The sequence below is a fragment of the Methylobacterium ajmalii genome (assembly GCF_036448855.1).
Classification (GTDB): domain Bacteria; phylum Pseudomonadota; class Alphaproteobacteria; order Rhizobiales; family Beijerinckiaceae; genus Methylobacterium; species Methylobacterium ajmalii.
In genome coordinates, this window is record NZ_JAZFXT010000019.1 from 1 (window position 1) to 20,392 (window position 20,392).

At 71.9% G+C, this 20,392-nt stretch carries 24 protein-coding genes; 10 read left to right on the plus strand and 14 right to left on the minus strand.

Annotation, left to right across the window (positions count from 1 at the left end; translation table 11 throughout):
- On the plus strand, positions 1-503 hold a 503-nt coding region (locus V3T34_RS07210), incomplete at its 5' end, for a DNA translocase FtsK (RefSeq protein WP_305079793.1).
- A 22-nt stretch (positions 504-525) separates the two neighbouring features.
- On the opposite strand, the gene V3T34_RS07215 is transcribed toward V3T34_RS07210, so the two are convergent.
- Positions 526-1,647 (minus strand): NADH:flavin oxidoreductase/NADH oxidase, encoded by a 1,122-nt coding sequence (locus V3T34_RS07215; protein ID WP_060847328.1) that lies wholly within the window; start codon positions 1,645-1,647, stop codon positions 526-528.
- A 112-nt stretch (positions 1,648-1,759) separates the two neighbouring features.
- Positions 1,760-2,155 (minus strand): hypothetical protein, encoded by a 396-nt coding sequence (locus V3T34_RS07220; protein ID WP_305079794.1) that lies wholly within the window; start codon positions 2,153-2,155, stop codon positions 1,760-1,762.
- Positions 2,156-2,492: 337 nt separating this feature from the next.
- Here V3T34_RS07220 and V3T34_RS07225 point away from each other — a divergent pair, with 337 nt between their 5' ends.
- Positions 2,493-3,740, plus strand: a complete 1,248-nt coding sequence (locus V3T34_RS07225; protein WP_305079795.1) for a sensor domain-containing phosphodiesterase — start codon at positions 2,493-2,495, stop codon at positions 3,738-3,740.
- Positions 3,741-3,782: 42 nt separating this feature from the next.
- Here V3T34_RS07225 and V3T34_RS07230 read toward each other — a convergent pair whose 3' ends face one another.
- On the minus strand, positions 3,783-5,693 hold the full coding sequence (locus V3T34_RS07230; protein WP_305079170.1) for a propionyl-CoA synthetase: 1,911 nt from the start codon (positions 5,691-5,693) through the stop codon (positions 3,783-3,785).
- Between the two features lie 156 nt (positions 5,694-5,849).
- Between V3T34_RS07230 and V3T34_RS07235 the strand changes: the two genes are divergently transcribed.
- A complete protein-coding gene (locus V3T34_RS07235) occupies positions 5,850-7,481 on the plus strand; it encodes an acyl-CoA synthetase (RefSeq protein WP_305079171.1) in 1,632 nt (543 codons plus the stop codon).
- A gap of 480 nt (positions 7,482-7,961) precedes the next feature.
- Here the strand turns inward: V3T34_RS07235 and V3T34_RS07240 are convergent, their stop codons facing one another.
- A complete protein-coding gene (locus V3T34_RS07240; protein WP_048427332.1) occupies positions 7,962-8,147 on the minus strand; it encodes a YdcH family protein in 186 nt (61 codons plus the stop codon).
- A gap of 214 nt (positions 8,148-8,361) precedes the next feature.
- Between V3T34_RS07240 and V3T34_RS07245 the strand changes: the two genes are divergently transcribed.
- The 4 genes from V3T34_RS07245 (at position 8,362) to V3T34_RS07260 (ending at position 11,469) form a co-directional block, all read left to right on the plus strand.
- A complete protein-coding gene (locus V3T34_RS07245) occupies positions 8,362-8,580 on the plus strand; it encodes a YdcH family protein (RefSeq protein WP_305079172.1) in 219 nt (72 codons plus the stop codon).
- Between the two features lie 152 nt (positions 8,581-8,732).
- Positions 8,733-9,230 (plus strand): 5-(carboxyamino)imidazole ribonucleotide mutase, encoded by a 498-nt coding sequence (gene purE, locus V3T34_RS07250; protein WP_060847323.1) that lies wholly within the window; start codon positions 8,733-8,735, stop codon positions 9,228-9,230.
- Positions 9,227-10,327, plus strand: coding sequence for a 5-(carboxyamino)imidazole ribonucleotide synthase (locus V3T34_RS07255; protein ID WP_305079173.1), 1,101 nt, complete (start codon positions 9,227-9,229; stop codon positions 10,325-10,327). The genes purE and V3T34_RS07255 overlap by 4 nt, the downstream gene beginning before the upstream one ends.
- Before the next feature lie 260 nt (positions 10,328-10,587).
- Positions 10,588-11,469: a tetratricopeptide repeat protein gene (locus V3T34_RS07260; RefSeq protein WP_091752683.1), complete on the plus strand. Its 882-nt coding sequence runs from the start codon at positions 10,588-10,590 to the stop codon at positions 11,467-11,469.
- A 244-nt stretch (positions 11,470-11,713) separates the two neighbouring features.
- Here V3T34_RS07260 and V3T34_RS07265 read toward each other — a convergent pair whose 3' ends face one another.
- From V3T34_RS07265 to V3T34_RS07280, 4 genes are all read right to left on the minus strand, one after another.
- A complete protein-coding gene (locus V3T34_RS07265; RefSeq protein WP_305079174.1) occupies positions 11,714-12,160 on the minus strand; it encodes a GNAT family N-acetyltransferase in 447 nt (148 codons plus the stop codon).
- A 104-nt stretch (positions 12,161-12,264) separates the two neighbouring features.
- Complete coding sequence (gene glpX, locus V3T34_RS07270; RefSeq protein WP_091752685.1) at positions 12,265-13,263, minus strand: class II fructose-bisphosphatase; 999 nt, start codon at positions 13,261-13,263, stop codon at positions 12,265-12,267.
- A gap of 154 nt (positions 13,264-13,417) precedes the next feature.
- On the minus strand, positions 13,418-14,740 hold the full coding sequence (locus V3T34_RS07275; RefSeq protein ID WP_305079175.1) for a homoserine dehydrogenase: 1,323 nt from the start codon (positions 14,738-14,740) through the stop codon (positions 13,418-13,420).
- Positions 14,741-14,872: 132 nt separating this feature from the next.
- Positions 14,873-15,556: a hypothetical protein gene (locus V3T34_RS07280; protein ID WP_305079176.1), complete on the minus strand. Its 684-nt coding sequence runs from the start codon at positions 15,554-15,556 to the stop codon at positions 14,873-14,875.
- A 106-nt stretch (positions 15,557-15,662) separates the two neighbouring features.
- Between V3T34_RS07280 and xth the strand changes: the two genes are divergently transcribed.
- Positions 15,663-16,460 carry an exodeoxyribonuclease III gene (gene xth / locus V3T34_RS07285; protein WP_305079177.1) on the plus strand — a complete coding sequence of 266 codons (798 nt, stop codon included), beginning with the start codon at positions 15,663-15,665 and terminating at the stop codon, positions 16,458-16,460.
- Positions 16,461-16,474: 14 nt separating this feature from the next.
- Here xth and V3T34_RS07290 read toward each other — a convergent pair whose 3' ends face one another.
- From V3T34_RS07290 to V3T34_RS07300, 3 genes are all read right to left on the minus strand, one after another.
- Complete coding sequence (locus V3T34_RS07290; protein ID WP_331369138.1) at positions 16,475-16,666, minus strand: helix-turn-helix domain-containing protein; 192 nt, start codon at positions 16,664-16,666, stop codon at positions 16,475-16,477.
- Positions 16,667-16,687: 21 nt separating this feature from the next.
- Positions 16,688-17,239 carry a Crp/Fnr family transcriptional regulator gene (locus tag V3T34_RS07295; protein WP_305079178.1) on the minus strand — a complete coding sequence of 184 codons (552 nt, stop codon included), beginning with the start codon at positions 17,237-17,239 and terminating at the stop codon, positions 16,688-16,690.
- 74 nt (positions 17,240-17,313) lie between these two features.
- Positions 17,314-17,688, minus strand: a complete 375-nt coding sequence (locus tag V3T34_RS07300) for a response regulator (protein WP_305079179.1) — start codon at positions 17,686-17,688, stop codon at positions 17,314-17,316.
- Between the two features lie 345 nt (positions 17,689-18,033).
- Here V3T34_RS07300 and V3T34_RS07305 point away from each other — a divergent pair, with 345 nt between their 5' ends.
- Positions 18,034-18,504 (plus strand): cyclic nucleotide-binding domain-containing protein, encoded by a 471-nt coding sequence (locus tag V3T34_RS07305; protein WP_305079180.1) that lies wholly within the window; start codon positions 18,034-18,036, stop codon positions 18,502-18,504.
- Positions 18,504-18,758, plus strand: a complete 255-nt coding sequence (locus tag V3T34_RS07310) for a DUF6894 family protein (protein ID WP_060847313.1) — start codon at positions 18,504-18,506, stop codon at positions 18,756-18,758. The genes V3T34_RS07305 and V3T34_RS07310 overlap by 1 nt, the downstream gene beginning before the upstream one ends.
- On the opposite strand, the gene V3T34_RS07315 is transcribed toward V3T34_RS07310, so the two are convergent.
- From V3T34_RS07315 to V3T34_RS07325, 3 genes are all read right to left on the minus strand, one after another.
- A complete protein-coding gene (locus tag V3T34_RS07315; protein WP_060847312.1) occupies positions 18,739-18,999 on the minus strand; it encodes a hypothetical protein in 261 nt (86 codons plus the stop codon). The genes V3T34_RS07310 and V3T34_RS07315 overlap by 20 nt on opposite strands.
- Positions 19,000-19,051: 52 nt before the next feature.
- Positions 19,052-19,339, minus strand: coding sequence for a hypothetical protein (locus V3T34_RS07320; protein ID WP_305079181.1), 288 nt, complete (start codon positions 19,337-19,339; stop codon positions 19,052-19,054).
- Between the two features lie 159 nt (positions 19,340-19,498).
- Positions 19,499-20,380: a transglutaminase family protein gene (locus tag V3T34_RS07325; protein ID WP_060847310.1), complete on the minus strand. Its 882-nt coding sequence runs from the start codon at positions 20,378-20,380 to the stop codon at positions 19,499-19,501.
- Positions 20,381-20,392: the final 12 nt, after the last annotated feature.

Here is a 20,392-nt window from a genome sequence, read left to right on the forward strand (position 1 = left end):
GCACGATCAAGGCGAACTTCCCGACCCGGATCTCCTTCCAGGTGACGAGCAAGATCGATTCGCGCACGATCCTGGGCGAGATGGGCGCCGAGCAGCTGCTGGGCCAGGGCGACATGCTGTTCATGGCGGGCGGCGGGCGCACGACCCGCGTGCACGGCCCGTTCTGCTCGGACGACGAGGTCGAGCAGGTGGTCGCCCACCTCAAGCGCCAGGGCCGGCCCTCGTATCTGGAGGCGGTGACCGCCGAGGAGGGCGAGGAGGAGCCGGACGCGCCGGTCATGGACCAGGGCGGCTTCGGCGAGCCGGGCGCCGATCTCTACGACCAGGCGGTGGCGGTGGTGCTGCGGGACAAGAAGGCGTCGACGAGCTACATCCAGCGCCGCCTGCAGATCGGCTACAACCGCGCCGCTTCGCTGATGGAGCGGATGGAGCGCGAGGGCATCGTCGGCCCCGCCAACCATGCCGGCAAGCGCGAGATCCTGCTGGAGGAGCAGGACGGCTGAGGCCGCCCTGCCGGAGCCCGCCTCAGCGCTGGCCGAAGCTCGCCTCCTTGAACAGGTCCTTCAGGTGGTGGGGCTGCGAGCGCCAGTACTGCTTGGGCGCCCGGACCCGGGCGCCGAGTTCCGCGGCGGCGTGCCAGGGCCAGCGCGGATCGTAGAGCAGCGCGCGGGCGAGCGAGACCGCGTCCGCCTTGCCCTCGACCAGGATCGCCTCGGCCTGGCGCGGCTCGGTGATCAGGCCGACCGCGATGGTGACAAGGTCGGTCGCCGCCCGCACCCGCTCGGCGAAGGGCACCTGGTAGCCCGGGCCGATCGCGATCTTCTGGCGGGGCGAGACGCCGCCGGTCGAGACGTGGATGGCGGCGGCGCCCCGCGCCTTCAGGGCCTGCGTGAACGCGATGGTCTGCTCGACCTCCCAGCCCTCCTCGACCCAGTCGGTCGCCGAGACCCGGGCCCAGACCGGGTTGCCCGCGGGAAACGCCTCGCGCACCGCGTCGAACACCTCGAGGGGAAAGCGCATCCGGTTCTCGAGGCTGCCGCCGTACTCGTCGCTGCGCCGGTTGGCGAGCGGCGACAGGAACTGGTGCAGCAGGTAGCCGTGCGCGGCATGGATCTCCGCCGCCTCGATGCCGAGGCGCGCAGCCCGTCGGGCGGTGGCCGCGAACCCGTCGCGGATGCGCTTCATGTCCTCCCGGTCGAGCATGCGCGGCGCGACCTCGCCCTCGGCATGGGCGAGGGGCGAGGGCGCCTCGGTCAGCCAGCCATGGGGAGAATCCGGCGCCACCTGCTGGCCGCCGCGCCACGGCGCCTCGCTCGACGCCTTGCGGCCGGCATGGGCGATCTGGATGCAGATCGGCACCGGCGCGTAGTCGCGCACCGCGTCGAGGACTTTCGCCAGCGCCCGCTCGGTGCCGTCGTCCCACAGGCCGAGGTCGCCGTGGGTGATCCGCGCCTCCGGCGAGACCGCGGTCGCCTCCAGTGTCAGGAGCCCGGAGCCCGACATCGCGAGCTGGCCGAGATGCATCATGTGCCAGTCGGTGGCCTCGCCGTCGCGGGCCGAATACTGGCACATCGGCGCGACGATGATGCGGTTCTCGAGCTCGAGGCCGTCGAGGCGCAGGGGCTGGAACAGGGCGGGGCTGCTCATGCGGGGTCTCCGGGTGGGGATGGCCGCAATGTGGCGCGCCCCACCCGCGCGAACCAGCGCAGGCGCTGCAGGGCGCCTGCGCGTTAGCGCCTGATCGAGAAAGGCCGGTCGGTCACCAGCCCCGGCCGAGGCTCATGGCGATCCGGCTCGGACGGGTTCCGACCAGGGCGGCGGCCAAGCGCTTGCGCGCCCGGGTCGCGGCGCCGCGCGCGGCCGCGCGCGAGCGCAGCGAGGTGTCCTCGATCTCGGCCAGCCGCTCGCCCGCGCTCACCACGCGCTCGACCGCCTGCAGGGTCCTCGGGTCGGCCTCGGTGAGGGCGCAGATGTCCGACAGGCTGCTGCGGAGCGCGTGCATCGCCTCGCGCGGGTCGGCCCCCCGGGCGAGGTCGAGGATGCCCTGCTCGATGCGCTCCAGGAGTACCTTCAGCGGCTCCGGCACCACGGCGGCGACCGCGACCGGTCCGGCGCCCTGGCACGACGGCTCCCCGTAGATCCCCGAAACGAGCATGGCGACTCCTCTACGCGCGGAGACCGGCCGCAGATCACACGCCATGGTGCCAAACCCGTCGAGGCAATTCAACCACTTGTGCGAGCCCAACGGCTCGGTTAGATATCCAAGTTCTTACTACAATCCATTGCACCAAGATCGAGCCTCAGGCCAAAGATGTCGAACTGTATCTTTCCTGATCCTCGGCCATTCCATTGCAACATTTCCGCCGATACCCGCCCTCGAAGACATGTACTGTTCGGGCCGTCCTCACCCTGAGGACGCATCTAGAATATTCGCAAATACATATAATATACCATCGAGCGCATCACCGAAACTGACGAAGCCGGACTGAACGATGCCCCTGCGTCCCATTTTCGGCGATCATCCCGGCAACACCGGCGACCAGGTCCTGTCCCTGCTCCGGGCGGTCCGCCGCCACCTGGCGATGGATGTCGGCTTCATCTCGGAATTCGTCGCGGGCGATCGGATAATCCGCTTCTCGGATGTCGGGGGACCGGCCCCGAATCCCGTCATGGTCGGCACCTCGGCGCCGCTGGAGCAGAGCTTCTGCTACTACGTCGCCAAGGGCCTGATGCCCGGGCTGATGCCGAACGCGGCGGACGATCCCGTCGCCGCCGCCATGCCGGTCACCCGCGACATGCCGGTCGGCGCGCATCTGAGCGTCCCGCTCCGCCATGCCGACGGCGAGGCCTTCGGGACGCTGTGCTGCTTCAGCTACGCGCCGGATCGCAGCCTCACCGCCCGCGACCTCGGCCTGCTGCGCCTGTGCGCCGAGATGGTGGAGGCGATCCTGGCCCGCGACCACGGCGCTGCGCGCGAACGCGACGCCAAACGCCGGCGCATCGCCGCCCTGCTCGAGTCGGACGCGATCGAGATGGCGTTCCAGCCGATCTACCGCACCCAGGACGGGAGCCTCGCCGCCTTCGAGGCGCTGGCCCGCTTCCCGTCGCCGCCCGGCCAGGGCCCCGACATCTGGTTCGCCGACGCGGCGGAGGTCGGCCTCGGGGAGGAGCTCGAACACCTCGCCCTGCGCAAGGCCCTGGCGGCATTCCCGGCCCTTCCCGCCGGGATCAAGCTGTCGGTGAACCTGTCGCCCTCGGCCCTCGCCTCGCACCGGCTCGTCGAGGCGCTGGGCGACGTTCCCTCGGAGCGGCTGGTGATCGAGCTGACGGAGCACGCGGCGGTGGCGTCCTACGAGGAGCTGCGCGCGGTGCTCGATCCGCTGCGCGCCCGCGGCCTTTTCCTGGCGATCGACGACGTCGGGGCCGGCCACGCCACGCTGCGGCACGTCCTCGACCTCGCCCCCGAGATCATCAAGCTCGACATGAGCCTGATCCGCCACATCGACACCCATTCCGGCCGCCGCGCGCTGACCGAGGCGCTCACCGGCTACGGCCGGCGCATCGGCTGCGAGATCGTCGCCGAGGGGGTGGAGACCGAGGCCGAGTACGCGGTGCTGCGGGGCATCGGCGTGACGCGGGTGCAGGGCTTCCTGACCGGCCGGCCGATGACGCTCCAGGCCGCCGCCGCGCTCCCGCCGTTCGGAACGGTCGCCCGCCGGGAGGCCGCGGCGACCGGCTGACCGGGCCGGATCGGGGCGTCGCGGATCGCGCGCGCGATCCGCTCAGCCGAGGCCCCGCTCCCGCAGCGAGGCGCCGATCTCGTCGAGCACGGCGGGATCCTCGATGGTCGGCGGCATCGTCCAGGCGTCACCGTCGGCGATCTTCTTCATCGTGCCGCGCAGGATCTTGCCCGAACGGGTCTTGGGCAGGCGCCCGACCGTGAGGGCGAGGCGGAAGGCGGCGACCGGGCCGATGCGCTCGCGCACCAGCGCCACCAGCTCGCGCTCGATGACGTCCGGCGCCTTCGCGACGCCGGCCTTCAGCACCACGAAGCCGCACGGCGCCTCGCCCTTGAGGGCGTCCTTGATGCCGATCACCGCGCATTCGGCGACCGCCGGATGGGACGCCAGCACCTCCTCCATGCCGCCGGTCGAGAGGCGGTGGCCGGCGACGTTGATGATGTCGTCGGTGCGGCCCATGACGTAGACGTAGCCGTCGCGGTCGAGGAAGCCGGCATCCGAGGTGTTGTAGTAGCCCGGATAGGTCGCGAGGTAGCTCTCGCGGAAGCGCTCGTCCTGCCGCCACAGGGTCGGCAGCGCACCGGGGGGCAGCGGCAGCCTGATGGCGATCGTCCCCATCGTGTCGGCGGGCACCGGCTTGCCGGATTCGTCGAGCACCTGCACGTCCCAGCCCGGCATCGGCACCGTCGGGCTGCCGTGCTTGACCGGCAGGGCCCCGAGCCCCACCGGGTTGGCGGCGATCGGCCAGCCGGTCTCGGTCTGCCACCAATGGTCCACCACCGGCACGCCGAGGATCCGCTCGGCCCACGCCACGGTGTCGGGGTCGGCCCGCTCGCCGGCGAGGAACAGGGTGCGGAAGCGCGAGAGGTCGTGGCCCTGCATCAGGCGGGCCTCCGGATCCTCCTTCTTCACCGCCCTCAGCGCCGTCGGCGCGGTGAACAGCGCCACCGCCCCGGTCTCGGCGATCACGCGCCAGAACGCCCCGGCATCGGGCGTGCCGACCGGCTTGCCCTCGTACAGCACCGTGGTGCAGCCGTGCAGCAGCGGCCCGTAGACGATGTAGGAATGGCCCACCACCCAGCCGACGTCGGAGGCGCACCAGTAGGTCTCGCCGGGGGCGACGCCGTAGAGGTTCGGCATCGACCAGGCCAGCGCCACGAGGTAGCCGCCGGTGTCGCGCACCACGCCCTTGGGCTTGCCGGTGGTGCCCGAGGTGTAGAGCACGTAGAGCGGATCGGTGGCGGCGACCGGCACGCAAGGCGCGGCGCGGCCCGCGGTCCTGGCCTGCGCCACGGCCTCGGCCCAATCCCGGTCGCGCGCCTCGACCATCTCGGCGACGGCTTGCGGCCGCTGCAGGATCAGGCAGGACTCGGGTTTGTGCGAGGAGAGCCGGCAGGCCTCGTCGAGGAGCGGCTTGTAGGCGACGACCCGGGCCGGCTCGATGCCGCAGGAGGCGGCGAGCACCACCTTGGGGGCGGCGTCCTCGATGCGGGCGGCGAGCTCGCGGGCGGCGAACCCCCCGAACACCACCGAGTGCACCGCGCCGATGCGGGCGCAGGCCAGCATCGCGAACAGCGCTTCGGGCACCATCGGCATGTAGAGCACCACCCGGTCGCCGCGCCCGACGCCGAGATCCTGCAGCACGGCGGCGAGCGACGCGACCTCGTCGAGAAGCTCCGCGTAGGTGATCCGGCGCTTCGTCCCGGTGACGGGGGAATCGTACAGGATCGCCGCCTGCTCGCCGCGGCCGGCCGCGACGTGGCGGTCGACCGCGTTGTGGCAGGCATTGACCTCGGCGCCCACGAACCAGCGGCCGTAGGGTCCTTCCCCGGGGGAGAAGACCCGGGAGGGGGGCGTCACCCAGTCGATCGCCTGCGCGGCGTCGCCCCAGAACGCCTCCGGGTCGCGCTGCCAGGCGGCATAGGTCTCCGGGTAGCGGCTCGGGCTGGCCATGGCGTCGTCCTCCGGTGCCGACCGTCTCGGGGCGGTCGTGCGCCTGGGATAGAGCAGCGGCCGCGGCCTCCGGAAGTCGAACTTTCGTAAGGACCGAGATGGATTGATCGCGCCGTCCTCGCGGGTACTGTGGCCGGACAGGCAGCAGGACGACCCATGACCGGCGCGACGATCTACGATCACGGCCTCGACCGGAACCCGGCGAACCACCAGCCGCTTACGCCGCTCACCTTCCTGGAGCGGGCCGCCGCGGTCTTCCCGGACCGCACCGCGGTGATCCACGGGGGCCTGCGCCGCAGCTACCGCGACCTCTACGCCCGCTGCCGGCGCCTCGCCTCGGCCTTGAGCGCCCACGGCATCGGGCGCGGCGACACGGTGGCGGTGATGCTCGCCAACACCCCGGCGATGATCGAGTGCCATTACGGGGTCCCGATGGCCGGAGCGGTGCTCAACACCCTCAACACGAGGCTCGACGCGGCGATCATCGGCTTCTGCCTCGATCACGGCGAGGCCAAGGTGGTGATCACCGACCGGGAATTCGCCCGCACCATGGGCCCGGCCCTGGCCCAGGCCGGGGTGACGCCGCTCGTCATCGATTACGACGACCCGGAATACGACGGCCCGGGCGAGCGGCTCGGCACGATCGAGTACGAGGACTTTCTGGCCGGGGGCGATCCCGCCCATGCCTGGACGATGCCGGGCGACGAGTGGGACGCCATCAGCCTCAACTACACGTCGGGCACCACCGGCGACCCGAAGGGCGTGGTCTACCACCATCGCGGCGCCTCGCTGCTCGCGGTCGGCAACGTGGTGGCGGGCAATCTCGGCCGGCACCCGGTCTATCTCTGGACCCTGCCGATGTTCCACTGCAACGGCTGGTGCTTCCCCTGGACCCTGTCGGTCGTGGCCGGCACTCATGTCTGCCTGCGGCAGGTCCGGGCCAAGGCGATGTACGACGCCATCGCCGATCACGGGGTGACGCATCTGTGCGGCGCGCCGATCGTGATGTCGCTCCTCATCAACGCGCCGGCGGCCGAGCGCCGCGACCTGCCGCGCCGGGTCTCGTTCCTCACCGCCGCCGCGCCGCCGCCGGAGGCGGTGCTCGCCGGGATGGCGGAGGCCGGGTTCGACGTCACCCACGTCTACGGGCTGACCGAGACCTACGGCCCCGCGGTGGTGAACGAGTGGCACGCCGACTGGGATGCCTTGAGCAAGGACGAGCAGGCCGCCCGCAAGGCGCGCCAGGGCGTGCGCTACCCGCCGCTCGAGGCCCTGGACGTGCTCGATCCCGAGACGATGGAGCCGGTGCCCGCCGACGGCGAGACGCTCGGCGAGGTGATGTTCCGCGGCAACGTGGTGATGCGCGGCTACCTGAAGAACCCGAGCGCCACCGAGGCCGCCTTCAAGGGCGGCTGGTTCCACTCGGGCGACCTCGGGGTGAAGCACCCGGACGGCTACATCCAGCTCAAGGACCGCTCGAAGGACATCATCATCTCAGGGGGAGAGAACATCTCGTCGATCGAGGTCGAGGAGGCTTTGTTCAAGCACCCGGCGGTGGCGGCCGCCGCGGTAGTGGCCAAGCCCGACGAGAAATGGGGCGAGACGCCGTGCGCCTTCGTCGAGCTGAAAGGCTCCGAGACGGTCTCGGCCGAGGAGCTGATCGGCTGGTGCCGCCGCTCGCTCGCCGGGTTCAAGGTGCCCCGGCACGTCGTCTTCACGGAACTGCCGAAGACCTCGACCGGCAAGGTGCAGAAGTTCGTGCTGCGGGAGATGGCGAAGGCCCTGTGACGGGACCCCGGCGATTCGGGCCGGACGCCGGGCATCCAGGCTTCGCGCCATTCAAGCCCGCTCGGCCCGAATTGGAGACGACCTCCTGACCTCGACCTCATCCTGAGGTGTCAGTTCATCGCAGATGAACTGACCTCGAAGGAGGGCTCCAGAAGTCTCGCGATCCCTGCAGCCCTTCTTCGAGGTCAGCCGGTCACGGATCGACCAACGCCTCGGGATGAGGATGGGAATCGGATCGAAGATCGTCGCCCTGTGAGCCCGGTTCGTCGAACGGGCACCGGGGGCCTCGGCGCGAGGTACCGGCGGACGGGCTTCTCCATAAAGTAAACGACCGCCGAAACGGCGCCGGCGGGACCCACCCCGCGTCGCGCAGTCTGCGCTATCCATCTCGCGGGAGCAGAACCCGCCGGTCGTCTTGAGCAATGAGGGAGGACCGCCGCGTCGATACGCCGACGCGGCGGCGCGCTGAATTCTGCCGGGCTAGTGCATCACGCGGGTGGACGTCGTCCGCAGGCGACTGATCTCATCCTTCAAGTGAAGCTTGCGCCGCTTGAGTTCGACTATTCGCAAGTCGTCGGTGGAGAGGTGGGTGCAGGCGTCCTGAATCTCGCGCTCCAGGGCTTCGTGCTTACGCTCGAGCTCGGTGAGATGCGTGTGCAGCGACATCAGCCATAGCCTCCTGTCATGTAGGTGACACACGAAGCCTGCCACAGGCCGCGGCCGATGTCTAAGGCATTCCGTATTGCAATTGCGTAATGTGCGCCGCAGCGCGAGGCCGCCGAGGAGGCGGTACAACCCTGCCGGCGCCCTTGCGACACCCTTGCCGGAGGGCGGGGCCTGGTTCATGCTTCACCGCATTGTCCAAGGGCTTAGGGCGGCGATGGCGTTCGAGTTGAGTGCGGAATCGACGGCGGAGTACGAGAGCGAGCTGGCGCGGCTCCGGGAGGAGCATCGCGACCTCGACGACGCGATCGAGGCGCTGGCGGGCGTGATGGCCGGCGACCGCCTCCAGCTCCAGCGCCTGAAGAAGCGCAAGCTCGGGATCCGCGACCGCATCTCCTACCTGGAGGACCAGCTCACGCCGGACATCATCGCCTGAGGGCGGGGTCCGGCGATCGAGGACGTCCCCGCGGTTGAGGACGTCCCGCGGCGGCTTGCGGGAGCGCGGGCGCGCCGCTACTGCGGATGAATGACCGGTCGCGGCCCGTTCGCGCGGCTTTGCGGCGCTTTTGCGAGAGGATGCGCTTGACGATGGCGGCATCGCCCCCCGTCGCAGTGATCATGGGCAGCCAGTCCGACTGGGCCACCATGCGCCACGCGGCCGAGACCCTCGACGCCCTCGGCATCCCCTACGAGGCCCGCATCGTCTCGGCCCACCGCACCCCGGACCGCCTGGTGGCCTTCGCCAAGGGCGCCAAGGCGGCGGGCGTCAAGGTGGTGATCGCGGGGGCCGGCGGCGCCGCCCACCTGCCCGGCATGGCCGCCGCGATGACGCCGCTGCCGGTCTTCGGCGTCCCGGTCGAGTCGAAGGCGCTGTCGGGCCAGGACAGCCTCCTGTCGATCGTGCAGATGCCGGCCGGCATCCCGGTCGGCACGCTCGCCATCGGCCGGGCCGGCGCCGTCAACGCGGCCCTGCTCGCCGCCGCCGTCCTGGCGCTGACCGACGAACCCCTGGCCGAGCGGCTCGACGCCTGGCGCGCGCGCCAGAGCGCGGCGGTCGCCGAGCATCCGGACACGAGCGCCCCGTGAGCACGCCCCCCATCGCCCCCGGCGCCACCATCGGCATCATCGGCGGCGGCCAGCTCGGCCGCATGATCGCGGTCGCGGCGGCGCAGTACGGGCTCAAGGCCCACATCTACTGCCCCGATCCCGACAGCCCGGCCTTCGAGGTGGCGGGCCGCCGGACCGTGGCGGCCTACGACGACGCAGCGGCGCTCCAGGCCTTCGTCGAGTCCGTCGACGTGGTGACCTACGAGTTCGAGAACATCCCGAGCCGCACCGCCGAGATCCTGGCCGCGCACCGGCCGCTGCATCCGAGCGCCTCGGCGCTCGCGACGACGCAGGACCGGCTGACGGAAAAGAGCTTCGTCGCGGGCCTGGGCATCCCGGTGGCGCCGTTCCGGGCGGTGGACGACGCCGCGGGCCTGGCCGAGGCCGTCCGCGAGATCGGCCTGCCGGCGGTGCTGAAGACCCGACGCTTCGGCTACGACGGCAAGGGCCAGGTCATGCTGCGTGATGCGGGCTTCGACCCCGCCGCCGTGATGGCCTCCCTGAACGGCCAGCCCTGCATCCTCGAGGGCTTCGTGCCGTTCGAGGCCGAGGTCTCGGTGGTGGCCGCCCGCAACGCGGAAGGGCGCTTCTCGGCCTACGACCCCTGCGCCAACGAGCACCGCCACCACATCCTCGCCCGCACCGTCGTGCCGGCCCCCGGCATGACGCCGGAGACCGCCGCCGAGGCGGTCGCGATCGCCCGCACCATCGCGGAGGCGCTGGGCTACGTCGGCGTGCTCGCGGTGGAGATGTTCCTGGTCCGCGGAGCCGACGGGCGGGCGGGCGTCGTCGTCAACGAGATCGCGCCGCGGGTGCACAATTCCGGCCACTGGACCATCGAGGGAGCCGAGACCTCGCAATTCGCCCAGCACGTCCGGGCGATCTGCGGCTGGCCGCTCGGCAGCGCCGCCCTGACCGGCCGCTCGGTCGAGATGCTGAACCTGATCGGCGACCAGGCTGACGACTGGACCCGGATCCTCGCCGAGCCCGGCACCCACTTGCACCTCTACGGCAAGGGCGCGGCGCGGCCCGGCCGCAAGATGGGCCATCTCACCCGGGTCGCGACCGGCGCCTGACCCTGCGCCTCGCCCGAACGGGTGAGGCCGCGCGGCCACACCCGTGGCCCCGGAGCGCCCTCCCCTGCTGCAACGGCGCCGGGAGCCACACCTTCGCCACATCGTCCCGCACAAGCGAAGAGGCGCACTGCCTTTAAGCCGGCCTTCACCGCGATCGGAGAAGGGTCGTCCGGCGCCGGGACCGCTTCGAGGCGGGGCGCGCGTGCGGATTGCGAAGGTGCGCGGCGCAGCGAAGATGCGCCGCCCCGGGGGAGCGGGTGATGAACAACGTGATCGGCTGGAGCCGTGTGACACCGGCGGCCCGGATGCTGGGGGCGACCGTGCTGGCCGCGCTCTCGCTCGCCGGCTGCGACACCGTCAGCCGGGCCACCGCGACGCGGCAATTCGCGGTGGTCGAGGCCGACAAGTCCGGCGCGACCGAGGTGAACATCGCCTCCCTGTCGGACGTGATCCAGCGCAACCCGAGCGACGCGGCGGCCTACAACACCCGCGGCGCGGCTTACGCCCGCGCGGGCAACTTCGATTCGGCCATCGCCGACTTCACCAAGGCGATCCAGCTCGACCCGAACTCGGCCTCGGCCTACGGCAACCGGGCACTGGCCTACCGCCAGTCGGGCCGCAACGACGCGGCGCTGCAGGACTTCAGCAAGGCGGTCGCCGCCGACCCGAACTACACCGCCGCCTATATCGGGCGCGCCAACCTGCAGCGGGCGCAGGGCAACTACGAGGCCGCCTACAGCGACCTGAGCCAGGCGATCCGCCTGACCCCGGAATCGGCCGAGGCCTACCACGCCCGCGGCCTGGTGCGGCAGGCGCAGGGCCAGCACCGCTCCGCGATCGGCGACTTCGACGCCGCCATCGACCGCAACCCCTTCGTGGCCGCCCCCTACGCCGCCCGCGGGCAGAGCCTGATCGCCACCAACCAGTACGACAAGGCGATCGAGGACTACAACGCGGCGCTGAACGTCAACAACAAGGACGCGGATTCCTGGGCCTATCGCGGGCTGGCCTACGAGAAGTCGAACCGCCGCCAGGAGGCGCTGGAGAGCTACCAGCGCGCCGTCGCCATCGACCAGGGCAACGCGATCGCCAAGCAGGGCCTGGGCCGGATGCAGGGCGGGGTGGCGTCGCTGTTCCGGTAGGAACGACAGGATTCCAGGATGAAAAGAGCCTCCGGCAATATGCCGGGGGCTTTTTTCTTGGGAGTACACGCGCGCTTGAACTCTCCCCCTCTGCCGAAGAAGGTCGCCCCGCGGAGTGGAGGCGGGAGAGGGACACCACGCTTCGGACTGAGACCGAAACCGTTCTGGCGAGCTGTCTCCTGGACCAGCGTCGCGCTTCCCCGCAGAGGCAGGAGCGTTCAGCCGCGGCCCGCTCCGCGAGAACTCACAGCACCTTGCGGTACTGGATGAAGCCCGGCCGGTCGGCGAGCGTGTCGTAGAGGGCCCGCGCGGTGACGTTGGCCTCCTGGGTCAGCCAGTAGACCCGGCTCGCCCCCGCCTCACGGGCGGCGGCGTAGACCGCCTCGATCAGGGCACGGCCCACCCCCTGCCCGCGCGCGGCCTGCGCGGTGAACAGGTCCTGCAGGTAGCAGTAGGGCCCGGCGGTCCAGGTTGAGCGATGGAAGATGTAGTGCACGAGGCCGATCACGGCGCCGTCCCGCTCGGCCACGAGGGCGTGCATCGGCTCCGATGCGTCGTGCAGGCGCGCGAAGGTGAGGTCGGTGACCTCGGGCGCGACCGTGGCGCCGTAGAAGGCCAGGTAGCCCTGCCAGAGCGGGTCCCAGGCGGCGCGCTCGTCGGGGCGCAGCGGACGGATCGTGGGGGTCGTCATGGCGCGGCGGACCTCGTGGGGAATCGCCGCCAGGGTCGCGGGGAAAGCCCCCCGGATCAAGGGGGCCGCACCGGGATTCCGGCGCGGCCCCGCTCGGAAGAATCCTACTTCAGGTGGAACTTGTCGAAGTCGCGGTGCTCGGCCTCGATCCGGCGCACGGTGCCGGTATGCGAGCGGTAGACCACCGTCTCGGTACGGATGGTGTTGCGGCCGAACTTCACGCCCTTGACGAGCGCTCCGTCGGTCACGCCGGTCATCGCCACCACGACGTCGCCGCGGGCGAGGTCCTCGAGGGAGTAGAGGCGGTTCGGATCGGCGACGCCCATCTTGGCGGCACGGTCGCGCTTCTCCTCGGTGTCGAGGATCAGGCGGCCCTGCATCTGGCCGCCGATGCAGCGCAGCGCGCCCGCCGCCAGCACGCCCTCGGGGGCGGCGCCGATGCCGAGATAGATGTCGATGCCGGTCTCCTCCGGCATGGTGGTGAAGATCACGCCGGCGACGTCGCCGTCGGAGATCAGGCGCACGCCGGCACCCGTCCGGCGGATCGCCGCGATCAGGTCGGTGTGGCGCGGCCGGTCGAGGACGAGGGCGGTGATCTCGGACGGCGGCACGCCCTTGGCCTTGGCCAGCGCGTGGATGTTCTCCTCGGGGGAAGCGTCGAGGTGCACGGTGCCGACCGGGTAGCCCGGGCCGATGGCGATCTTGTGCATGTAGACGTCGGGGGCGGCGAGCAGCGTGCCGCCCTCGGCCATCGCCATCACGGCGACGGAGCCCGGCATGTCCTTGGCGCAGAGGGTCGTGCCCTCGAGCGGGTCGACCGCGATGTCGACCTTCGGGCCCGAGCCGTTGCCGAGGGTCTCGCCGATGAACAGCATCGGGGCCTCGTCGCGCTCGCCCTCGCCGATGACGACGGTGCCGTCGATCGGCAGGCGGTTCAACTCGCGGCGCATCGCGTCGACGGCGGCCTGGTCGGCGGCCTTCTCGTTGCCCTGGCCGCGCAGGCGCGCCGCGGCCACGGCCGCACGCTCGGTGACGCGCACCAGCTCGAGGGTCAGGATGCGCTCGATGACCTGGCTCGGCCCCGGCTTCTTGGCGTCCGACATGCGTTCGTAATCCCCGTACTGGTCCTTGGGGCCGGGTCTTAGAGGAGAAACCGGCGCCGCTGAACTGAATTCTGTCGCTCGCCCGGCCGATCACCGGTGGATGGCGCGGGATCGGCGGGCGTCCGTGACTTGTGAAAACCCTCGCGGGCCGACCTCACTCGCGCTCGATGCGGATGAGCTGGGGCGGCTCGGACAGGAGCCCGTCCGCCGCCATCGCGTCGAGGCTCTCGCGGATCGCGGCTTCCGTCGCCGCGTAGGTGATCAGCACCAGCGGCACCGGCAGGCCGGAGCGGCCGTGGCGGTCGCGCGCCGCGGCGCTCTCGGAGCGGTGCTGGAGGATGCTCTCGAGCGAGATCTCTCGCTCGGCCATCTTGGTCGCGACACCGGCGGCGACGCCGGGACGGTCGTGGACGGTGAGGCGGATGTAGTAGCCGCCCTCGTGGCGCTGCATCTCGGCCCGCACCGGGGCGGTGAGGGTCGCGACCGGGCGGCCGAAGGCCGGGGGCGTGCGGCCCGCCGCCACGTCGGCGATGTCGGCGACCACCGCCGAGGCGGTGGCCTCGCCGCCGGCCCCGGGGCCGATCAGGGTCAGCTCGCGCAGTGCGTCGGTGTCGATAGTGACGGCGTTGGTCACACCCATCACCTGGGCGATGGCCGAGGATTTCGGCACCATCGTCGGGTGGACGCGCTGCTCGATGCCGCCCGCCGTCGCCTCGGCGACGCCGAGCAGCTTGATGCGGTAGCCGAGCTCGTCGGCCATGCGCAGGTCGAGCGGGGTGATCGCCGAGATGCCCTCGACCAAGACGCCCTCGGCGTCGAGCTCGGTGCCGAAGGCGAGGCTGGTCAGGATCGCGAGCTTGTGGGCGGTGTCGAAGCCCTCGACGTCGAAGGTCGGGTCGGCCTCGGCGTAGCCCAGCGCCTGCGCGTCCTTCAGGCAGGCCTCGAAGGTCAGGCCCTCGAGCTCCATCCGGCTCAGGATGTAGTTGCAGGTGCCGTTGAGAATTCCGTAGACGCGGGAGATCCGGTTGCCGGCCAGCGCCTCGCGCAGGGCCTTGACCACCGGGATGCCGCCCGCCGCCGAGGCCTCGAAGGCAAGCGCAGCGCCCGAGGCCTCCGCCGCGCGGGCGAGCGCCGGGCCGTGCTTGGCGAGCAGCGCCTTGTTGGCGGTCACGACGTGCTTGCCGGCGGCGAGCGCCGCCTCGACGGTCTCGCGCGCCTTGCCCTCCGCGCCGCCGATCAGCTCGACCACGCAATCGACCTCCGCGGAGCGGGCGAGCGCCACGGGATCGTCGAACCAGGTCGCGCCGGAGAGATCCAGGCCGCGGTCGCGGGAACGGTCGCGGGCCGCGACCGCGGTCACGACGACCGGCCGGCCGGCGGTGGCGCCGATCGCCTCGGCGCGGCGCGCGACCATGCGGACGACGGAGGCTCCGACGGTGCCGAGACCGGCGATGCCGAGGCGGAGGGCTTGAGTCATGGCAAAAATCCGGGGCGAGCGATCCGGGCAGCGGGCGCCGGGCGCCACGGACGGCGCCCTGGCGGCGGCGTTCTTCTGCAACGGTTTCGGGACCCGTGCAAGGAAGCCGCGGCGAGGTCGGCTTCCGGCGCGTCAGGCGGCCGGGCCGGGGCCCGGTTCGCGGGCGCGGCGGGCGGCCCGCACCAGGGCGTAGAGCACACCGGCGTTGAGGAGGTGCCAGAGCCAGTGGGTGCCGAAGGGCACGACCGGGCAGAGGGCGGCGTCCAGGGTGCGGGCGGTGAGCGAAACCATGAACAGCCCCCCGATCCCGATCAGGGCGGCGCCCTCCCGCCGGCCGAACCGAAGCGAGGCGATCCCGACGCCGAACAGCGCCAGGATGGCCGGCGCGTAGGCGATCGAGCCGTTGCCGAGCGGCCCGAGCGGCCGCCCGGCGAGCCAGGACGAGGCGGGCTCGAACAGGGCGGCGGCGAGCGCGAAGGCCAGCGTGCCGGCGAGCGCCGCCGGGACGGAGAGCCCGAGGAAGCGCCCGAGCGCCAGGAAGAAGTAGGCGTGGATGAACAGCGCAATCGGGATCACGTCGGCGAGCATCGCCCACTGCACCGCCAGGGTGTGGAAGAGCGCGCTGCCGATCCCGATCACCCCGACCAGCGCCGCGAACCCGTCGGCGACCGGGTCCGGCGCCCGGCCACGCCGCAGGAGCAGGACCGCCGCGACCACGAAGGCGGCGTTCGAGACCGCGTTCAGCGGCTCGGCCAGAAGCTCCGGCCCGGTGCGCTCGCAATAGTCGCGCACCGGCTCCCACCATCCCGCCGCCATGCCCGGTCCCCAGTTCACACGCGGCCTACGGCTTGCCAGCGCGGCGCGAAACCCCGATGACGGGAGCCCTCCGTAGAAGTGCGGTTCACGAGCGGCGCGGGACGCGATGCGGATCACCACCTGGAACGTCAACTCGGTCAAGCAGCGCCTGCCCCATCTCCTGGCCTTCCTGGCCGAGGCGCAGCCCGACGTCGTCTGCCTCCAGGAGCTGAAATGCGTCGACGACGCGTTTCCCCGCACGGAGATCGAGGAGGCCGGCTACGTGGTGGCGACCCACGGCCAGAAGGCGTTCAACGGCGTGGCGCTGCTGGCCCGCCGGCCGCTGCCGCTCCAGGAGATCCGCCGCGGCCTGCCGGGCGACGCCGCCGACGAGCAGGCGCGCTACATCGAGGCGGTGATCCCGACGAGCACCGTGCCGGTGCGGGTGGCCTCGATCTACCTGCCGAACGGCAACCCCGTCGGCACGCCGAAATACGACTACAAACTCGCCTTCATGCGCCGCCTCCAGGCCCATGCCGTGGCCCTGCGGCAGAAGGAGGAGATCCTGGTGCTCGCCGGCGACTACAACGTGATCCCAGAGCCCGAGGATGCCGCCGATCCGGCCGCCTGGGCCCACGACGCGCTCTACCTGCCCCAGACCCGGGCGGCGTTCCGCGCGCTCCTCACCGAGGGCTTCACCGACGCCCTGCGGGCCTGCGACGGGCGGGCGGGCGTCTACAGCTTCTGGGACTACCAGGCCGGCTGCTGGCCGCGGAACCAGGGCATCCGCATCGACCACCTGCTGCTGGCGCCCCAGGCCCTCGACCGGCTGGTCTCGGCCTCGGTGCAGAAGCACCTGCGCGGGCTGGAGAAGCCGTCCGACCACGTCCCGGTGACGGTGGAGCTGGCGGTGGAGCCGGCCTGAGGCGGGGCGGCCGATCAGGCGCCCGTCGGCCGCAGGTACCCGTCCTGGAACTCGGCGACGCGGCGCAGGCCGGCCCGGTCGAGCACGTCGACCCGTCGGCCGCCGACCTCGACGAGCCGCATCAGGCGCAGCTGCCGCAGCACCCGGTTGACGTGGACGTTGGACAGGCCGGCGGTGTCGGCGATGTCCTGCTGGGTCAGCGGCAGGTCGTAGCCCGCCCGCGTCGCTCAGCCGACGGTGCCGAGCCGTGCGTGCAGCTCGCACAGGAGATGCGCCACCCGCTCGATCGCGGAGCGGCAGCCGACATTCACCAGCCATTCGCGCGTCGTCTCCTCCTCGGCCAGCTTGGCGAGACGCAACGCCCGGGCGATGCCGGGATGCCGGGCGGTGAGGCCGGCCAGCACCTCGCCGGGCACCCGCGCCACCCGGCACGGCCCGAGGGTGCCGATGCTGTGATTCATCCGGCCGAGATGGACGAGGTCGGGGTCGCAGAGGTCGCCGGGCAGGAGATGGCCGGTGATCTGGCGGGCACCGTTCGGCCGGTGGCGGTAGCGGCAGGCCACGCCCTCGACGATCAGGACGGCGTGATCGGGCGCGGCGCCCTCGGTCACGAGGTCCTGGCGCCCTTCGACGCATTGCGCGCCGGCGCCGAGATCGGCCAGCGCCGCTTCCTCCGCCGCGCTCAGGGGACCGAAGGCCGCGAGCTTGCGCACGATGGGATGCAGCAGGCGCGGCGCGTGGTGTCCGCATTCCGGCGGGGCGAGCGGATTCGCCATCATGGTCGGCGCAGTGGGCCACGTCCCGGATGTCGCCGTCGCCGATACCGCCGTTGGTGGGGTCATTCTGGGCACGGTCATTCCGGGCGTACCTCGCGGGCGAGCTGGTCGAGCACGAGGACGAGGTCCCGGTGCCAGGCCGGCTTGGTCAGCCGGGGAGCCAGGCTGAGCTCGGTGCAGGCGTCGGCGCTGCGATCGGCATGGACGAGGAACGGCACGCCCCGGGCCCGCAGGGCCCGGGCGAGCCGGCTGCCGTCGCCGTCCCGGAGGGGGGGGTCGATGACGGCGAGGTCGGGCACGCGGCCGGCCATCCAGGCGAGCGCCTGGGCCTGCGTCGCCAGGGGCCCGGCGACGCGGTAGCCGGCTTCCGCCAGCGTCTCGCCGACCGCGAGGCCGACGAGCGGATCCTCCTCGATCAGCAGCACCGTCGGATGATGGTCGTCCCGTCTCACGATGGGGCCCTCCGTGTCCGTTCCGGGCCGGCCCGGCAAGCTGCTCGGCCGCCCGCGAAACCGCGATGGCGCAAAGAGTTATCGACGCGATCCACCTCGCCGCAAGAATTCGTTACGCTCGTTATTGTATCGAACCAATTGCACCCGGCGATCTTGGTTCCCGGCATGACGAAAATTACCGTAATCAACGAAGCGTTAGCATGACCGATTTCTGGACTATCATTTGTTATATTGCTTGATTTCGTTGAATTCTCTCTTTGATTTCATGACGAAAACTGATAGTGGACGACCGCCGCTCGCGGTCGGACAGGGCGCCTCGGCCGTCGGGTCAGCGAGGAGGGAGCCGTGTCGCATCTCCGGCAATCGACCACCCGCAACCGCATCCTCAGGGCGATGGCGCCCGAGGACCTCGCGCTGCTGCAGCCGCATCTCGATCCCCTGCCGCCGCAGCTGCGCGAGGTGCCGATCTCCCCGTACACGCCGGTCGACGAGCTGTTCTTCATCGAGAGCGGCATGGTCTCGATCTCGACCGCGCACGACGAGCGCCGGATCGAGGTCGGCATGGTCGGAAGCGAGGGGCTGGTCGGCGCGGTCACGGTCGCCCTCGACTGCCTCAGCACGCCGCAGGGCTACTTCGTCCGGCTGTCGGGCGAGGGTCTGAGCATTGGCCGGGACGCGCTCTGCGCGGCGATCGGCGAGAGCCCGGCCCTGCGCCGGCGGATCGGGGTGCTCGACCGCGCCAGGCTCCTGGCACTGACGAACGGCCGCTACGGCACGCCGGAGGGCGAGTATGCCCGGCTGATCGAGGGCGCCTGATGCCGCGCTTCTTCTTCCACCTCCGGCACGCCCCGGGCCCGGACGGCCTGGCCCGCGACCCCGAGGGGGATGCCCTGCCGGGCCCCGGCGAGGCTCGCGCCCACGCCCTCGCGATCGCCCGCGGCCTGATCGCCCGGACGCGGGTTCACGCGGTGCGGGACTGGTTCGCCTGCACCTTCGAGGTGACGGACGAGGACGACCGGCCGGTGATGGCGGTGCCGTTCTCCGACACGGTCATGGCGGACGAGGACTAGGCTCGGCGGCGAGCCGCCGGGCGATCCAGGTTTGCGCCGCGTCGAGATCGGCGAAGGCCGCCGGCTGGTGCGACGCCAGGGGGCCGAACCCCGCCTCCAGGAACCAGGAGCCGGCTTCGTCGCCGTAGGCATCGGAGAGGCAGACGAGCACGGCCGCGAGCGCGCCGCCCGCGAAGACCAGCAGGCCCCGCTCGTCCTCGCTGCCTGTCCTGACGCGCACGGGCTGGAGCGTGAGATCCATGGCTGGGCAACGGCGCGCCGCTGCGATGGTTCGGGCGGGTCCGGCGAAGTCTTCACGCCGAGCTTTTCTCGCCGAGTTTCCCGCGATGCGTCGTGCTCGCCGGCGGCGGCACGGAGCAGGCGGCGGCCGGGATCGCGGCCGCCCGGGGCACGGGCAGCCCGGATGCCGGCTGCGGGGAGACCGCGGTCGCGCGCTCGCCCCGCGCGATCGTCGGCCATGCCGACGGCGCTGACGCAGCGGGGATCTCGGCGCCGGGGGATTTCACCGGGCGAATCGTCCGGATCGGGTAAATCGCCGGAGATTGATCCAAGTTGAGGACGCGGGCGGCGAACCGGCCCATGGTCCCCCTCGCCACGCCGGCCCTGTCCCGTCCCATCGACGGCACTCGGTTGGTGTCGCGACCCGCGGGCCGGGACATCTCTCCTCGGCGTTCAGCGCATCGCCCGGCCCGCCCATTCCCCTCGCCGAACGTTCCCCCGCGCATCGCCACGCGCGGCGTTCAGGCGATCTCGTCCTCCGGCACCACGTCCACGGCGACCCGCAGGCTCTGCGCGCCCGACCCGGCGATGATGCCGGCGACCGGCGCCACGTCGGCGTAGTCGCGGCCGCGGGCGACCACGATATGGTCGTCCCGGACGCCGATGCCGTTGGTCGGATCGAGGCCGATCCAGCCCTCCCCGCACCAGACCGCCACCCAGGCGTGGCTCGCATCCGCCCCTTCGAGCCGCGGCTGGCCCGGGGGCGGCAGGGTGCGCAGGTAGCCGCTGACATAGGCGGCCGGCAGGCCGAGGCCGCGCAGCGCCGCGATCATGATATGGGAAAAGTCCTGGCACACGCCGCGCCGGCCCGCGAAGGCCTGGGCGAGCGGCGTGCCGACCTCGGTCGCCTCGGCGTCGAAGGCGAAGTCCGCGCGGATGCGGCGCATCAGGTCGAAGGCCCCCGCATAGGCACCGCCGCCGGGGGGGAAGCTCGCCCGCGCGTAGTCCGTGACCTCCGGCAGGAGCGGCACCCGCCGGCTCGGCGCCGTGAAATGGGCCGGCGCGTCGGGATCGAGGCCGGGCCGGGTCAGCACCCGCTCGCGCACCTCCTCCCAGGCCGGGCCGGATTCCGGCTCCGGCAGCGGCGGCCGCTCGACGCGGACGCGGGACTGCGCGTCGATCCGGAAATCCCGGTGCGGCGTCTCGACGGTGAGCGACACCGTGCGGTTGCCGAAGAAGTCGCCGCGCTCGGTCGCGGTGCGGGGCGCGGGCTCGACCACGACCTCGTGCGAGAGCGGCACCTGCCCCTCCCCCGCCGCCGGCGCGAGGCGCAGGGTGCAGCGGGCATAGCCGACCGGGTTGCGGTAGGCGTAGGCCGTGAGGTGGCGCAGGCGGTAGAGCATCGCAGCCGATCG

Excerpts from the sequence above, each read along its gene's own strand:
- V3T34_RS07275 (WP_305079175.1), bottom strand. The coding sequence starts at position 14,740 with ATGACTCAAGCCCTCCGCCTCGGCATCGCCGGTCTCGGCACCGTCGGA.
- V3T34_RS07240 (WP_048427332.1), bottom strand. The coding sequence starts at position 8,147 with ATGTCGCTGCACACGCATCTCACCGAGCTCGAGCGTAAGCACGAAGCC.
- V3T34_RS07230 (WP_305079170.1), bottom strand. The coding sequence starts at position 5,693 with ATGGCCAGCCCGAGCCGCTACCCGGAGACCTATGCCGCCTGGCAGCGC.
- V3T34_RS07320 (WP_305079181.1), bottom strand. The coding sequence starts at position 19,339 with ATGGGCCGGTTCGCCGCCCGCGTCCTCAACTTGGATCAATCTCCGGCG.
- V3T34_RS07235 (WP_305079171.1), top strand. The coding sequence starts at position 5,850 with ATGACCGGCGCGACGATCTACGATCACGGCCTCGACCGGAACCCGGCG.
- V3T34_RS07295 (WP_305079178.1), bottom strand. The coding sequence starts at position 17,239 with ATGATGGCGAATCCGCTCGCCCCGCCGGAATGCGGACACCACGCGCCG.
- V3T34_RS07215 (WP_060847328.1), bottom strand. The coding sequence starts at position 1,647 with ATGAGCAGCCCCGCCCTGTTCCAGCCCCTGCGCCTCGACGGCCTCGAG.
- V3T34_RS07245 (WP_305079172.1), top strand. The coding sequence starts at position 8,362 with ATGGCGTTCGAGTTGAGTGCGGAATCGACGGCGGAGTACGAGAGCGAG.
- glpX (WP_091752685.1), bottom strand. The coding sequence starts at position 13,263 with ATGTCGGACGCCAAGAAGCCGGGGCCGAGCCAGGTCATCGAGCGCATC.
- V3T34_RS07225 (WP_305079795.1), top strand. The coding sequence starts at position 2,493 with ATGCCCCTGCGTCCCATTTTCGGCGATCATCCCGGCAACACCGGCGAC.
- V3T34_RS07325 (WP_060847310.1), bottom strand. The coding sequence starts at position 20,380 with ATGCTCTACCGCCTGCGCCACCTCACGGCCTACGCCTACCGCAACCCG.
- V3T34_RS07220 (WP_305079794.1), bottom strand. The coding sequence starts at position 2,155 with ATGCTCGTTTCGGGGATCTACGGGGAGCCGTCGTGCCAGGGCGCCGGA.
- purE (WP_060847323.1), top strand. The coding sequence starts at position 8,733 with ATGGCGGCATCGCCCCCCGTCGCAGTGATCATGGGCAGCCAGTCCGAC.
- V3T34_RS07315 (WP_060847312.1), bottom strand. The coding sequence starts at position 18,999 with ATGGATCTCACGCTCCAGCCCGTGCGCGTCAGGACAGGCAGCGAGGAC.
- V3T34_RS07260 (WP_091752683.1), top strand. The coding sequence starts at position 10,588 with ATGAACAACGTGATCGGCTGGAGCCGTGTGACACCGGCGGCCCGGATG.
- V3T34_RS07265 (WP_305079174.1), bottom strand. The coding sequence starts at position 12,160 with ATGACGACCCCCACGATCCGTCCGCTGCGCCCCGACGAGCGCGCCGCC.
- V3T34_RS07310 (WP_060847313.1), top strand. The coding sequence starts at position 18,504 with ATGCCGCGCTTCTTCTTCCACCTCCGGCACGCCCCGGGCCCGGACGGC.
- xth (WP_305079177.1), top strand. The coding sequence starts at position 15,663 with ATGCGGATCACCACCTGGAACGTCAACTCGGTCAAGCAGCGCCTGCCC.
- V3T34_RS07280 (WP_305079176.1), bottom strand. The coding sequence starts at position 15,556 with ATGGCGGCGGGATGGTGGGAGCCGGTGCGCGACTATTGCGAGCGCACC.